Raw genomic sequence first — 14,912 nt, forward strand, 5'->3', positions numbered from 1 at the left:
GTGGGACAGAATGTTAAGATTAGATCTTCAGTTTTTTGCATCTAAAAAAGGTGTAGGTTCAACGAGAAACGGACGTGACTCTGAATCTAAACGCCTTGGCGCAAAACGTGCAGACGGCCAAGAAGTTACTGGTGGTTCAATTTTATATCGTCAACGCGGTACTAGAATTTATCCAGGTGAGAACGTTGGACGTGGCGGAGACGATACACTTTTTGCTAAAATCGACGGAGTTGTTCGTTTTGAACGTTTCGGACGCGATAAGAAAAAAGTTAGCGTATATCCAGTTGCACAAGAAGCTTAATACAAAACGAAAAGGGCTGCTTTCGCAGTCCTTTTTCTTTTGAACACAATAGCTCTAGCTCACGGAACACATTCGGTAAATTATTTAAGGAATTTGCCAAGCATTATTGGTATACTGGAATAAGAGTCTGAATCGGGGTGTGACGTATGGCAAACCCAATCACAGTAGCACAATCGCTTCGGCATGCGCGCCATGATTTTTTAAATGAGCTGCAATTAATCAAAATGAATTTAGACCTTGGCCGTCTTCAAGAGGCGCAAGCAATAATTCGTTCGCATGCCGAAGCGTCTATGCATGTCAGTCGGCTAGCCGACATCGGGCTACCGCTGACAGAAGAGTGGTTGCTGACAGTCAATTGGTCTTATACTGGATTTCGTTTTAACATCGCGTGTTATGCGACTGCAGCACCATCTCATTTGGATGGCGCATTTCGGCGTTTTTTAGAGGATTTTGTGAAACAGGCAAACCAACACGTGGATCCGGATCAAGTGTTTGAGGGTGTGATTTCACTAACATCCAATGCCTCATTTTTTGAAATGAACATCACGTATCCGGAAAATTGGCCGGATTTGAACATAGTGGAAACAGATGGTTTCACGGTAGCAAAAGAGTGCAATGAAGACAGTGCAACAATTTCTGTTCGTGCACAGATGGAGGGATAGTATGTTTGTCGATCACGTAAAAGTTTATGTTAGAGGTGGCGACGGCGGAGATGGCATGGTTGCTTTCCGTCGCGAAAAATATGTACCAAACGGCGGACCTGCTGGCGGAGATGGCGGTAAAGGCGGAAATATCGTCTTTATCGTTGAAGAAGGATTGCGTACGTTAATGGATTTCCGTTACAAACGGATTTTTAAAGCCGAACGTGGAACACACGGCATGAGTGCCAACAAACACGGTGCAAAAGCAGAAGATACATTGATCAAAGTTCCGCCGGGCACAGTCGTTAAAGACGTTGACACAGGAGAAACCATTGCTGATTTAGTGGAGCACGGTCAAACAGCGGTTATTGCGAAAGGTGGACGTGGAGGACGCGGAAACTCGCGTTTTGCAACGCCAGCTAATCCTGCACCGGAGCTTTCTGAAAAAGGCGAACCAGGTTTCGAACGCAATGTTATTTTGGAATTGAAAGTATTAGCAGATGCTGGACTTGTAGGATTTCCAAGTGTTGGTAAATCGACGTTATTGTCAGTCGTATCAGCAGCAAAACCTAAAATTGCGGAATATCATTTTACCACGATTGTACCAAACTTGGGCATGGTCGAAACAGAAGACCAACGCAGTTTTGTTATGGCCGATTTGCCTGGATTGATTGAAGGTGCTCACGAAGGAATCGGCCTTGGCCATCAATTCCTACGTCATATTGAACGCACACGTGTCATTATCCACGTAATCGACATGTCGGCTCTTGAAGGTCGCGATCCTTATGAAGATTATGTAACAATCAATGAAGAGTTAAAACAATACAATATGCGTTTAACGGAACGGCCACAATTGATTGTTGCAAACAAAATGGATATGCCAGATTCTGAAGAGAATTTGAAAAAATTCCGTGAAAAATTACCAGAAGATGCACGAATTTTCCCGATTTCTGCATTATCACGTAAAGGCTTGAGCAATTTATTGTTTGCGATTGCGGATATTATTGAAGTCACACCGGAATTCCCAATGATTGACGAAGAAGAAGCTTCAGAAAGCACAGTTCTTTACAAACACGAAAGCGATGCAGATGGCTTTGATATTTCGCGTGGTCCGGACGGCGCCTTTATTTTGACTGGTTATGCGATTGAACGGATGTTCAAGATGACGGATTTCTCTCGTGAAGATTCGATTCGCCGATTTGCTCGTCAAATGCGCGGCATGGGAATTGATGACGCTCTTCGTGACCGCGGAGCAGAAAATGGCGATACGGTTCGCTTGCTTGAATTCGAATTCGAATTTATGGATTGATGCGGAGGTTGCTTGGATGAAGGACATTTCGGAACAACGGTATTATTTAGTGCGTGAAGATGTTTTGACAGAAGCGATGCAAAAAACGCTTGAAGTGAAAAAAATGCTACAAAAAGATCGGATTACGATTTTGGAAGCAGTCAACAAAACAGGACTTTCACGCTCTGCGTTTTATAAATATCGGGACGCTGTATTTCCGTTCCATTCGATTGTCAAAGAGCGGATCCTGACAGTTTTTCTTCAATTAGAAGACCGCTCAGGAACGCTTGCGACACTCTTGCAAACAGTTGCTGAAAACGGCTGTAATATTTTAACGATTCATCAAACCATTCCGATCCAAGGACGCGCGAATGTCACGTTGTCTCTTGATGTGACGGCAATGGGCGGAAATTTAGACTTGTTTTTGCAACAACTGAAAAAACTCGATTTTGTCGAGTCAGCTGATATTGTATCAAGTGGATCATTTTAATGGAGGAATGTTTAAATGACTGGACAAGCTGTAAGTAAACGAATTTCATATTTAGGGCCGGAAGCGTCATTTACTCATCTTGCGGCAACAAAAGTGTTTCCTAATAGCACACTTGTACCTTTTACAACCATTCCTGAATGCATAGAAGCAGTGGCAGAAGGCAGCGTAGATTACGCTGTTGTGCCATTGGAAAATGCCTTAGAAGGCTCGGTTCCATTAACCGTGGATTACTTGTTTCACGAAGCACAACTGTACGTTACTGCTGAAGTGTTGTCTTCAATTCAACAGCATTTGCTCGTACATCCTGAAAATCGTGACGCGGAATCATTTGAAGCCATTTATTCGCATCCGCATGCATTGGCACAATGCCATAAATTTCTTTACTATACATACAAAAACACGCCTCTAGAACAATATAGCTCAACAGCTGCAGCGGCTAAAATGGTTTCGGAACTTCCAGAGCGCAATATTGCCGCAATTGGAAATGAATTTTCAGCTCATAAATATGGACTGGACATTTTGCAACGCGATATTCACGATTTCCATTTTAATCACACCCGCTTTTTTGTGTTGTCAAAGTCTGATCACAAGTTGACAGATCCGTCACATGACGATCAAATCAAAACGACGTTGATGATTACGCCGCCAGATGATGACCGTTCAGGGGTTTTGCATCAAATGTTATCCGTTTTTGCATGGAGACGTTTAAACTTAAGTAAAATTGAGTCGCGTCCATTAAAAACCGGGTTAGGCGATTATTTCTTTATTGCAGATGTGTTAGCTGATGAAAATGAGACAATGATGCGTGGTGCGTTCGAAGAGCTTGCCGCTCTTGGTTGTACGGTGAAAACACTCGGATCGTATTACACTTATAAATCCTAAAAAAGTCCCGCAGCGCTTTGGCTGTGGGACTTTTCTTATGAAACGTAGCTCAAAGCGTGTTATGAATAATCCATTTTAAGGTGAGTTACCGAACTCTTCTAAACTGACTACTTTATTCGTTGTGCTCTAGCAAATAACCGTGATCGCGCATTTCGCTTACAGCTTTTTCGAGTGTTGCGTTATCATGAGCAGTAATGGTATGCAAATGCGTACCTTCTGTCAATTCGAGCAAATAACTAGCACCTGTATCACGGACACGTTTCATAAAGGCATCGACTTCTTCTGCAGTGGATACGTGAATACCAGCTGTTAGTTCGCCATATACAGGATGTTCAATCGATACATCTTTTACAGTGACGCCTGCTTGAACCAATAGTTTTAGTTCTTGCTCGGTGTCTTTTCCTTCGTGGCGACACGCAATGCGTCGGCTAGCAACTTCAGTGATGCGGTCTGCTAAATACAAATAGCCTTGGCTTGTCGCGATGATGGGCTCGCCTTTTGCTTTTAATAAGGTCATATCACCGACAATCACTTGGCGAGATACATTTGCCAAACCAGCTAATTCGCTACCGGTTAACGGTTTATCAGAAGTTTTTATTTTTTTTAGCAGAAATTGACGTCGCTGTTCGCCTAATAATTTTTTCATGAAATCCCTCACTTATCGACTCGTTACTGTTATCTTAACATGTGACGTTTGTCAGTGGGATTATTTCGTTTAACACATTAGAATATGCTATAATTAGTGAGTTGAATTGGAGGAGAGACTGTTTATGTACGATTACATAAAAGGCACGGTGACGCGCGTAACGCCTGAATACTTAGTAATAGAACAGCAAGGAATTGGCTGGCAAATTTTTGCGCCTAATCCGTATTCATTTGGCACAGAAGATTTACAGGTGTTCTTGCATCACCATGTGCGAGAAGATGCGCAGTTGTTGTTCGGCTTTCCGACATTTGAGCAACGCGAATTGTTCCGTAAGCTAATTTCAGTTTCAGGCATCGGACCTAAAGGCGCGCTAGCTATTTTAGCGAGTGGACAACCCCAACACGTTATCGAAGCTATTGAACGAGAAGATGAAACTTTTTTAGTGAAATTCCCTGGAGTTGGCAAAAAAACGGCTCGTCAAATGATTTTAGATTTAAAAGGCAAGTTAACCGAGTTTTTTGGCGATTCTTTAGGAATCGAAGACACAACTAATTTGCTATCAAATGATCAAATAGAACTCGAAGAAGCGATGTTGGCACTTGGTGCACTTGGTTATTCAGAACGTGAAATCACAAAAGTCAAACCACAATTGCGTGATTTGGATTTAGATACAGAAGGCTTTATGAAAAAAGCGTTACAACTATTACTTAAGCAAAGTTGATGAAAGGAGGCGAACGGCATGGAAGACCGCATCATAGATGGTGAGATTTCTGAGTTTGATGATCGCTTTGAACAATCACTGCGTCCACAAACACTGTCTCAATATATCGGACAACATACCGTCAAACACAATTTGCAAATTTTTATCGAAGCTGCAAAAATGCGCCAAGAAAGCTTAGACCATGTCTTGTTGTACGGGCCTCCTGGACTCGGGAAAACGACGTTGGCAGCTGTTATCGCTAACGAAATGGAAGTTAATGTGAAAATGACCAGTGGTCCTGCCATTGAACGTCCTGGTGATTTAGCCGCAATTGTGTCTTCGCTTGAACCTGGCGATGTGCTATTTATCGATGAAATTCATCGGTTAAACCGTGCAATCGAAGAAGTGTTGTATCCGGCAATGGAAGATTTTTGTTTGGATATCGTTGTCGGCAAAGGACCCACAGCAAGGTCGGTAAGACTGGATTTGCCACCATTTACGTTAATTGGCGCTACGACGCGAGCAGGCGCTTTATCAGCACCTCTTCGCGACCGGTTTGGTGTGTTATCACGACTCGATTATTACGATACCGAAGCGTTGACAGAAATCGTCATTCGCTCATCAAAACTGTTCGAAGCTGACATTGATCCAAATGCCGCCGTTGAAATCGCACGTCGCTCTCGTGGCACGCCACGCATTGCGAATCGATTATTGAAACGTGTTCGTGATTATGCACAAGTTCGTGGAACTGGCACAATTACAATGGATATGGCAGAACAAGCACTGGAAATGCTGCAAGTTGACCCGCTTGGACTTGATCACATTGATCACAAATTATTGACGGGCATGATTGATCGTTTCCGCGGCGGACCGGTTGGACTGGATACCATCGCTGCAAGTATCGGAGAAGAGTCGACAACTATTGAAGACGTCTACGAACCGTATTTGCTGCAAATTGGTTTTATTCAACGGACACCAAGAGGACGCACGGTTACGCAACTTGCTTATGAACACTTTAAACTGGAGATGCCTGAATGACAAAACAAACTACACCAAACACCACATTAAATATACAAGATTATGATTTTGACTTGCCTGAAGAATTGATTGCACAAACGCCGTTACTTGATCGGACGTCAAGCCGTCTGTTGGTGATGAATAAAGAAACAGGAGAGACGTCGCATCGCCATTTCCGCGACATTATCGACTATTTGCATAAAGGCGATACACTCGTGTTAAATGATACGCGCGTGTTGCCTGCGCGGTTAATGGGTGTAAAAGAAGACACAGGTGCCAACATCGAACTGTTGCTATTAAAGCAAGTTGAGGACGACGTGTGGGAAACACTTGCCAAGCCTGCGAAAAAAGTGAAAGTCGGAACGATTGTTTCTTTTGGCGACGGCTTATTGCGTGCCGAATGTACGGGCATACTAGACCATGGCGGCCGTCATTTTAAAATGATTTACGACGGTATTTTTTATGAGCTACTAGATCAATTGGGTGAAATGCCGTTGCCTCCATATATTCGTGGAAAACTAGAAGACCAAAACCGTTATCAAACCGTTTTTGCAAAAGAGCGGGGAAGTGCCGCAGCTCCAACTGCGGGACTTCATTTTACCGATGAGTTACTCACACAAATTCGTGACAAAGGTGTCAACATTGCTTTTATCACGCTTCACGTAGGTCTTGGAACATTTCGTCCGGTGTCGGTCGAGTCGATCGAAGACCACGACATGCATTCGGAATTTTACCGAATTACACAAGAAACCGCCGAGTTAATTAATGGAACCAAACAGAATGGTGGTCGAATTGTGTCGGTTGGTACTACTTCGACACGTACGCTTGAATCGGTGGCTCAGAAATTTAACGGCAAATTACAAGAAGACAGTGGCTGGACCGATATTTTTATTTTTCCAGGCTATGAATTCAAAGCGGTAGACGGCTTGATCACTAATTTCCATTTGCCAAAATCGACTTTGGTCATGCTCGTTAGTGCTTTGTCGAGCCGCGAACGTATTTTAAATGCTTATACACAAGCAGTAGATGAACAATACCGCTTTTTTAGTTTTGGAGATGCAATGTTTATTGAACCACAGAAAAAGGAGACTCACCCATGACACCAGCAGTTACGTACGAACACATCAAAACCTGTAAACAAACAGGCGCGCGACTCGGAATCGTTCACACGCCACACGGATCTTTTGAAACACCGGCATTTATGCCAGTCGGCACGCAAGCGACTGTTAAAACCATGTCACCAGAAGAGTTAAAAGCGATGAACGCTGGCATTATTTTAAGCAACACCTATCATTTATGGTTGCGTCCAGGCAATGACGTCATTAAAGAAGCGGGTGGCTTGCATAAATTTATGAACTGGGATCGTCCGATTTTAACAGATTCGGGTGGCTTCCAAGTGTTTTCACTAAGTGAATTCCGCAACATTAAAGAAGAAGGCGTTCACTTCCGCAATCACATGAATGGCGACAAATTGTTTTTAAGTCCAGAAAAAGCGATGCATATTCAAAATGATTTGGGATCTGACATCATGATGGCATTTGATGAATGTCCGCCATTCCCTGCCACACACGAATACATGAAGTCTAGTGTTGAACGCACGTCGCGCTGGGCAGAACGTTGCCTAAAAGCACATCAGCGCCCACAAGACCAAGGATTATTTGGCATTATCCAAGGCGGTGAATTTGAAGATTTGCGTAAGCAAAGTGCACAAGATCTTGTGTCTCTGGATTTCCCAGGATATGCTATTGGTGGATTGTCAGTTGGTGAGCCAAAAGACGTTATGAACCGCGCGTTAGAATTTACGACGCCATTGATGCCAGCAGACAAACCGCGTTACTTGATGGGTGTGGGTTCTCCCGATTCGTTAATTGACGGAGCGATTCGCGGCATTGATATGTTCGATTGTGTCTTACCGACACGTATTGCACGCAACGGCACATTGATGACGAGTACGGGCCGTTTAAATATTAAAAACGCTGCTTTTAAACGTGATTTTGGTCCAATTGATGACAAATGCGATTGCTATACGTGCAAAAATTACTCGCGGGCTTACGTTCATCACTTGATCCGCGCAGATGAAACATTCGGAATTCGACTTACTAGTTATCATAACCTGCAGTTTCTGTTAAACTTAATGGGACAGGTGCGTCAAGCAATTCGAGAAGACCGCCTGGGAGATTTTCGCGAAGAATTTTTTGAAGCGTATGGTTTCAATAAGCCCAATGCTAAAAATTTCTGAGTTTGTACGAGAATAGAGAAAGTGAAAGGGGGAAATTGAATAATGGAAACGTTAATTGCGTTATCACCTTTACTATTAATGTTCTTGCTAATGTGGTTTTTCATCATCCGTCCTGCTCAAAAGCGTCAGAAGGCAACGAAAAACATGCAGTCTGAACTAAGACGTGGCGATCGTATCGTGACAATCGGTGGCTTACACGGACTTGTGGATGCTGTAGACGATGCAACAGTTTACATCACTGTAGCTGATGGCACGCGCATGCAGTTTGAGCGTCAAGCAATCGCACGCATACTAGATGCTGCAAAAGTGGCAATCTAAAAAAAGCGCGCCTTCAAATGAGAAGGCGCTTTTTTAATGAAAAAATAATGTCCTTATTCTAAAATTTCCATAATAACGTTACAATAGATTCAGCACGATAGAAAGGAGTATTTGCATGGCGAGTTATCCAGAGAAATTTAGCTTGGTTTTGCCAGCGCTCGAAAGTAAATGCAGTGAATTTCACCATTTTCAATACGATACGTTTACAGAAACAGATCTTTGGGAGTTTTGTGTAAAGAAAAAATGGCGAAAAAAAGAAATTGAGACGATGCATCTTTACGAAATGATCAACGACATCATGGATATGACGGCTTCTGATTTTTTAGCTTATCACCAAGTAGAAGCGTTAAAAAAAGCGCGGTGGAATGATGACAGCACACTCGAGAACATCGAACATCTCCTAAGACCGTCTCCGAAAAGATGAGCCAAGTATAGCAATTAAAATCAATAGTTCCACGTCGCATTTTTCGATTTGGATACAAACGCATGATGTTGAAAATGGATAATTGTTTTTAGAAAAAAAGCGATGCAGTGTTTCCAAAAAGCGTTTATCTTAAACAATTTTCACAACTCTTAACAACATAGATTATCTTCAACTTATCAAGTCTAATTTGACAGCATTCAGCAGCTGTTTCATAATGATAGTGCTGTGTTTTTCACGACGAGGGGGAAAGTTACATATGAAAGCAAGAGGTCGCATTATTGCCTTTTTTTTACTGGTTATTGTACTGATAGGGATTATCGGTAGCACAAGTTTACCAATCGCAAAAGACATTAAATTAGGATTAGATTTGCAAGGCGGTTTTGAAGTGCTTTACGAAGTGACAGCACTTGATAAAGGTCAAGAAATTACAGAAGATGTGTTAACGGATACAACAGACGCGTTAATGAACCGAATTAACGTACTCGGTGTCAGCGAGCCCGTTATCCAAATTGAAGGAGACGACCGCATACGTGTTCAATTAGCGGGAGTCGAAGACCAAGCCTCGGCACGTGAATTATTATCGACTGAAGCAAACTTAACGTTTCGCGACGCAGAAGATAATTTATTGCTGTCGGGTAACGACTTAAAACAAGGTGGCGCAACGGGAACTTTCGATTCGAACGGGAACCCAATTGTTACGTTGGAGTTAAATGACCCAGGAAAATTTGCAGAAATTACAGAACAAGTTTCGCAAATTCCTGCACCAAACAATGTGCTCGCGATTTGGCTTGATTTTGAAGAAGGTGTAGATTCGTTTGCTGAAGAGCGTTTAAAAGCTGATCCGAAATTTGTTTCAGCGCCAAGTGTTAGTCAACGGATTTCATCTCCTTCTGTTGAAATTTCAGGATCGTTCTCAGTAGAAGAAACACAAAATCTTGCAGGTATTTTAAACGCTGGTGCTTTACCAGTAAGCCTGGAAGAAATATACTCAACTTCTGTTGGTGCTCAGTTTGGTGAACAAGCTCTCGACCAAACCATGGTGGCAGCAGCAGTGGGGATCGCGTTAGTATTGATCTTCATGTTAGTGTATTACCGTTTACCAGGTATGGTAGCAGTTGTTACTTTGTCAACGTATGTTTACTTAATCTTGCTAGTATTTGAATGGATAGGTGGCGTGTTAACGTTGCCAGGGATCGCAGCAATCATGCTCGGTGTCGGAATGGCAGTAGATGCCAACATCATCACGTATGAGCGAATTCGTGAAGAAATGCGTGTTGGCAAATCAGTCAAAGAATCGTTCAAAGTAGGCGCACGTTCTTCGTTTTCTGCTATCGTAGATGCGAATGTAACAACTTTACTGGCAGCAATCGTGTTGTTTTACTTTGGAACAAGTTCAGTTAAAGGCTTTGCAACATTATTAATCATTTCGATTCTAGTAAGTTTCTTAACAGCCGTTTGGGGCTCGCGTTTGCTGCTCGGCTTATGGGTCCATAGCGGTGCGCTTGACAACAAGCCCGGTTTGTTTGGACTAAAGAAATCTGTTATTCATTCAGCAGATGAAGGATTGGAAATTACCGATCTTTCAACACGCTTTGACCGCTTTGATTTTGCGCATCACCGCAATAAATTCTTTTTAGCTTCAATTATCTTGATTGTTTCAGGAATGGCTATTCTCGGCGTGTTCCGTTTGAATCTCGGCATCGACTTTTCTAGTGGTACACGCGTTGAAGTTGCTTCAGAAGCCGCTTTAACGAAAGAAGAAGTGCAAACGTTCTTAGACGGTGCTGGATTTGAAACGGACGATATTGTCATTTCGGGTGATGATTCCACTATCGGTGTAGCTCGTTTCAACGAGGAGTTTAGCCAAGAAGAGATCAATAGCTTGAAATCTGCTGCCAAAGAACAGTATGGGGCAGAGCCAAACGTTTCGACAGTGTCGGCTACGGTTGGTAAAGAACTGGCAAAAAATGCTTTATACGCATTATCGATTGCGGCGCTCGGCATTATTATTTATGTCGCTTTCCGATTTGAATGGCGCATGGGTGTGGCTTCTATTGTTGCGTTAATCCACGATGCGTTCTTTATCGTAGCCGCTTTTAGTTTACTGCGGCTTGAAGTAGACATCACGTTTATCGCAGCGGTACTGACCATCATCGGTTATTCGATTAATGACACCATCGTGACATTTGACCGAATTCGTGAAAATATGAGACGCCTGAAGAAAATCGACACGGTCGAACAATTGGAAAAAGTGGTCAATGTATCACTTCGTCAAACACTCGGTCGTTCGGTGAACACCGTATTAACAGTATTACTAGTCGTGATTGCGCTGTTAATCTTTGGTGCACCATCGATTACAAACTTCTCAATTGCGTTATTAATCGGTTTGATTGCCGGTACGTATTCTTCCATCTTTATTGCAGCTCAGCTATGGCTAGTGTTGAAAAAAGGAGAATTGAATAAAAAAGGACCAATCGATATCGAGAAAAAAGAACAAGAATCAAAGTGGGGTTCTGATGAGCCTGTAGTTTAAGTTTAAACAAGCAATGGAACAGGGTATAATGACAATGACCTTGTTCCATTTTTTTAATTTGAAGGAGGAATTGCAATGAAACTACAATGGCTGCTGTTAATCGGACTTATTTTCGCAGTAATTATTGCTGTATTTGCCGTTGTTAACGTGGATGATGTACCTGTCAACTATGTATTCGGTGAAGCTGAATGGCCGTTGATCTTGGTTATTTTAGCATCTGCATTGCTCGGATTTTTACTCAGCAGTGTGTTGGCCATTATGCGCAACTATCAACTGCAACGTAAAATTAAAACCTTGCAAAAAGAAATCGCAGTAAAAGAATCATTGATCGCGACACAACAAAATGAAATTGGTGCTTATCAAAAAGTAGGCATACAGCCAGAACCTCAAATTGTGACTAGTGAAAAACTGGTAGAAGAACCGGTAGACACCTCACTTGAGCAGCCAGAAGTTGAAACAAGAAAAGATGAATTCTGAAAAAACGGACCTTTCGGGTAAGACACCGAAAGGTTTTTGTCTGTGATCGTTTACTGTATAATGAATCGATGAGGAAGTGAATACAATGATTGAATCTAAAAAAAGATGGCGATTAACAACGCCAGATGAACAACTAGTTCAAGACATCCAGAAAGAACTGAATATATCATCGGTATTAGCTAAAATTTTGGTGACGCGTGGATTAACTACGACCGAATCTGCTCGAACATTTATGGAAATGGACGTAAAAGGATTTCATGATCCGTATTTGATGAAAGATATGAACATCGCGGTTGAACGAATTCGTACAGCAATCGACAAACAAGAAAACATTGTTGTCTATGGTGATTACGATGCAGACGGTGTTACGAGTACCACGGTTATGATGACCGTTCTAGAAGATTTAGGAGCCAAAGTGTCGTTTATGATTCCCAATCGCTTTAAACACGGTTATGGTCCGAATACAGAGCTTTTTCAACAGGCGTTTGATAACGGTACTAAACTCATTGTGACAGTCGATAACGGCATTTCGGGAATCGAACAAGTTGAATTTGCAAACCGTTTAGGAATGGACGTGATCATCAGTGATCACCATGACATTGGCGAACAGTTGCCGGATGCACTAGCTGTTGTTCATCCGCGTCATCCTGAAGGAAATTATCCGTTTGGTGAATTGGCGGGCGTTGGTGTAGCATTTAAAATAGCGCATGCACTTTACGAAGAACTGCCCGATCACTTGATCGAACTAACAGCCATTGGAACGGTGGCTGACTTGGTACCACTTCACGGAGAAAACCGGTTATTTGTTAAAGAAGGACTGGCAGCTTTAGTTGACTCGCCGCGTCCAGCTATTTCGGCACTGTGCGAAGTGTCGGGCATTAAACAACAAGACATTACGGAAGAAACGCTTGGCTTTATGTTTGGACCGCGTATTAATGCTATTGGCCGCTTACAAGACGCAGCTCCTGCCGTTCAGCTGTTCTTGACGGATGACTCTGTAGAAGCGCGTTCATTAGCTTCCGGACTCGATGTATTAAATAAAGAACGTCAAGCAATTGTGAAACAAATTACAGAAGAAGCGATGCAACAAGTTGAACAACGTTATCCTAACGGTGTGCCACGCGTACTCGTTGTTGCACAAGAAGGATGGAATCCTGGTGTTGTCGGGATCGTAGCATCCAAACTAACAGAAAAATTTTATCGACCATCAATTGTTTTGTCGTTAAATCCAGAAACGGGCAAAGCAAAAGGTTCTGCACGCAGCATTGATGGTTTTCACTTATATAATGAATTGGCTAAAAACCGTAACATTTTGCCTCATTTCGGAGGGCATCCAATGGCAGCGGGAATGACGCTTGAAGCGAATGATGTGGATGAGTTGCGCGAGCGATTGATCGAGCAAGCAGCAAATTTAACAGAAGAAGATTTACTGCCTGTTGTAGACATTGACATTCCACTTCAATTAGACGAAATCGATATTACAGCGATTGAATCGATGCGTTTGCTTGCACCATTTGGTATGGGCTTTGCCAAACCAAAGTTTTATCTAGAAGGCGTGCATGTATCATCCATTCGAAAAATTGGCGCTGCTCAAAATCACTTGAAAATGGAACTCACGCAACATGCGGCAACATTAGATGCTGTTGGTTTTGGTCTCGGTTCTGTTGGTGATGAATTAACGCCTAATGTTAAAATTGATGTTATTGGTGATTTGCAAGTGAACGAATGGAACGGTCGGAAAAAACCTCAATTGATGGTAGAAGATGTTCGCACTGATCAATGGCAATTATTCGATATTCGTGGCATTCGTCAAGTTTCACGCTGGTCAAAACTAATCCCAAATGAACACCAAGTGTTCTTAGCGTTCAAAGAAGAAACGCCCGCTTTGTTCCAATCGTTCTTGCCAGAGAAAATTTGTACTCTCGATCAGTTGGATAACTTGACAGAAAATGTTTATCACCTAGTCTTGTTAGACTTGCCTGAGTCAGAAGAACAATTGGCGGAAGTGTTAGGAAAGCTACAACCAAAACGAATTTACGCTCATTTTCATGCGAAAGATTCGCAGTATTTCGAGCAAATTCCAACGCGCGAACAATTTAAATGGTTGTTTGGATTTATTAAAAAACGCGGATCTTTTGACTTTACTAAAAATTGTGACGAGTTGGCGAAACATAAAGGGTGGACACGCGAATCATTATTTTTCATGCTGCAGGTGTTTTTTGAACTTGGTTTTGTTACACTTAACAATGGCATTACTGAGATTGCACAATCGCCTAGCAAACAAGATCTGTCAGAAGCGCCTATTTATAAACAACGCGAACAACAAGTGGCGCTTGAACAAAAGCTTTTGTATGCATCTTTCAAAGATTTAAAAGAGTGGTTCGATGCTAAGGTGTCTGCCAAGGAGGAAGAAATATGGATTTGAAAAAGTACATTACCATTGTTGAAGATTGGCCAAAACCCGGAATTCAGTTTAAAGACATCACTTCGTTGATGGACGATGGAACTGCCTATAAATACGCAACAGATCAAATCGTTGAGTATGCAAAAACGGTTCATGCCGAAATTATTGTTGGACCTGAAGCGCGTGGATTTATCATCGGCTGTCCGGTAGCTTACGCACTTGAACTTGGGTTTGCGCCTGTCCGTAAAGCAGGTAAATTGCCGCGTGAAGTAATCAGTGCTGAGTACGGACTTGAATATGGTACAGATGTGTTAACCATGCACAAAGACGCAATCAAAAAAGGTCAGCGTGTCTTAATCACAGATGATTTGCTAGCAACAGGTGGCACAATTGGAGCGACGATCAAATTAGTAGAACAGCTAGGCGGAATTGTCGTTGGTTGCGCATTTTTAATTGAATTGACTTATTTGGATGGACGTAAGCATTTGAACGGCTACGATGTGGCGACATTAATGAAGTACTAAAGATAAATCTCTTTGCCTTTTAGGTGAA

General features: G+C 42.3%; 16 protein-coding genes. 15 read left to right on the forward strand and 1 reads right to left on the reverse strand.

Features of this window, described 5'->3' with window-relative positions; translation table 11 throughout:
• Positions 1–10 precede the first annotated feature (10 nt).
• The 5 genes from rpmA to pheA all read left to right on the forward strand — a co-directional run bounded on the left by rpmA (position 11) and on the right by pheA (position 3,602).
• Positions 11–301 carry a 50S ribosomal protein L27 gene (gene rpmA, locus I858_RS06990; RefSeq protein ID WP_008498930.1) on the forward strand — a complete coding sequence of 97 codons (291 nt, stop codon included), beginning with the start codon at positions 11–13 and terminating at the stop codon, positions 299–301.
• A 146-nt stretch (positions 302–447) separates the two neighbouring features.
• Entirely contained in the window at positions 448–963 is a 516-nt protein-coding gene (locus I858_RS06995) for a Spo0B domain-containing protein (RefSeq protein WP_065524210.1), read from the forward strand.
• A 1-nt stretch (position 964) separates the two neighbouring features.
• On the forward strand, positions 965–2,251 hold the full coding sequence (obgE, locus tag I858_RS07000; protein WP_065524209.1) for a GTPase ObgE: 1,287 nt from the start codon (positions 965–967) through the stop codon (positions 2,249–2,251).
• A 16-nt stretch (positions 2,252–2,267) separates the two neighbouring features.
• A complete protein-coding gene (locus tag I858_RS07005) occupies positions 2,268–2,720 on the forward strand; it encodes an ACT domain-containing protein (protein ID WP_065524208.1) in 453 nt (150 codons plus the stop codon).
• A 15-nt stretch (positions 2,721–2,735) separates the two neighbouring features.
• Complete coding sequence (pheA, locus tag I858_RS07010) at positions 2,736–3,602, forward strand: prephenate dehydratase (protein ID WP_065524207.1); 867 nt, start codon at positions 2,736–2,738, stop codon at positions 3,600–3,602.
• Between the two features lie 112 nt (positions 3,603–3,714).
• Here the strand turns inward: pheA and I858_RS07015 are convergent, their stop codons facing one another.
• Positions 3,715–4,248, reverse strand: a complete 534-nt coding sequence (locus tag I858_RS07015) for a transcription repressor NadR (protein ID WP_065524206.1) — start codon at positions 4,246–4,248, stop codon at positions 3,715–3,717.
• Positions 4,249–4,372: 124 nt separating this feature from the next.
• Between I858_RS07015 and ruvA the strand changes: the two genes are divergently transcribed.
• From ruvA to I858_RS07065, 10 genes are all read left to right on the forward strand, one after another.
• On the forward strand, positions 4,373–4,969 hold the full coding sequence (ruvA, locus tag I858_RS07020) for a Holliday junction branch migration protein RuvA (protein WP_065524205.1): 597 nt from the start codon (positions 4,373–4,375) through the stop codon (positions 4,967–4,969).
• An 18-nt stretch (positions 4,970–4,987) separates the two neighbouring features.
• On the forward strand, positions 4,988–5,986 hold the full coding sequence (ruvB, locus tag I858_RS07025; RefSeq protein ID WP_065524204.1) for a Holliday junction branch migration DNA helicase RuvB: 999 nt from the start codon (positions 4,988–4,990) through the stop codon (positions 5,984–5,986).
• Positions 5,983–7,065, forward strand: coding sequence for a tRNA preQ1(34) S-adenosylmethionine ribosyltransferase-isomerase QueA (queA, locus tag I858_RS07030; protein WP_065524203.1), 1,083 nt, complete (start codon positions 5,983–5,985; stop codon positions 7,063–7,065). Before ruvB ends, queA begins: the two co-directional genes overlap by 4 nt.
• On the forward strand, positions 7,062–8,204 hold the full coding sequence (tgt, locus tag I858_RS07035) for a tRNA guanosine(34) transglycosylase Tgt (protein WP_065524202.1): 1,143 nt from the start codon (positions 7,062–7,064) through the stop codon (positions 8,202–8,204). The genes queA and tgt overlap by 4 nt, the downstream gene beginning before the upstream one ends.
• A gap of 42 nt (positions 8,205–8,246) precedes the next feature.
• Positions 8,247–8,522 carry a preprotein translocase subunit YajC gene (gene yajC, locus I858_RS07040; protein ID WP_065524201.1) on the forward strand — a complete coding sequence of 92 codons (276 nt, stop codon included), beginning with the start codon at positions 8,247–8,249 and terminating at the stop codon, positions 8,520–8,522.
• Positions 8,523–8,637: 115 nt separating this feature from the next.
• On the forward strand, positions 8,638–8,946 hold the full coding sequence (locus I858_RS07045; protein ID WP_065524200.1) for a post-transcriptional regulator: 309 nt from the start codon (positions 8,638–8,640) through the stop codon (positions 8,944–8,946).
• Positions 8,947–9,202: 256 nt separating this feature from the next.
• On the forward strand, positions 9,203–11,479 hold the full coding sequence (gene secDF / locus I858_RS07050) for a protein translocase subunit SecDF (protein WP_065524199.1): 2,277 nt from the start codon (positions 9,203–9,205) through the stop codon (positions 11,477–11,479).
• Positions 11,480–11,554: 75 nt separating this feature from the next.
• Positions 11,555–11,956: a LapA family protein gene (locus I858_RS07055; RefSeq protein ID WP_065524198.1), complete on the forward strand. Its 402-nt coding sequence runs from the start codon at positions 11,555–11,557 to the stop codon at positions 11,954–11,956.
• 85 nt (positions 11,957–12,041) lie between these two features.
• Positions 12,042–14,381 (forward strand): single-stranded-DNA-specific exonuclease RecJ, encoded by a 2,340-nt coding sequence (gene recJ, locus I858_RS07060; RefSeq protein WP_065524197.1) that lies wholly within the window; start codon positions 12,042–12,044, stop codon positions 14,379–14,381.
• Positions 14,372–14,884, forward strand: coding sequence for an adenine phosphoribosyltransferase (locus I858_RS07065; RefSeq protein WP_065524196.1), 513 nt, complete (start codon positions 14,372–14,374; stop codon positions 14,882–14,884). Before recJ ends, I858_RS07065 begins: the two co-directional genes overlap by 10 nt.
• Positions 14,885–14,912: the final 28 nt, after the last annotated feature.

The sequence above is a fragment of the Planococcus versutus genome (assembly GCF_001186155.3).
GTDB classification, from domain to species: domain Bacteria; phylum Bacillota; class Bacilli; order Bacillales_A; family Planococcaceae; genus Planococcus; species Planococcus versutus.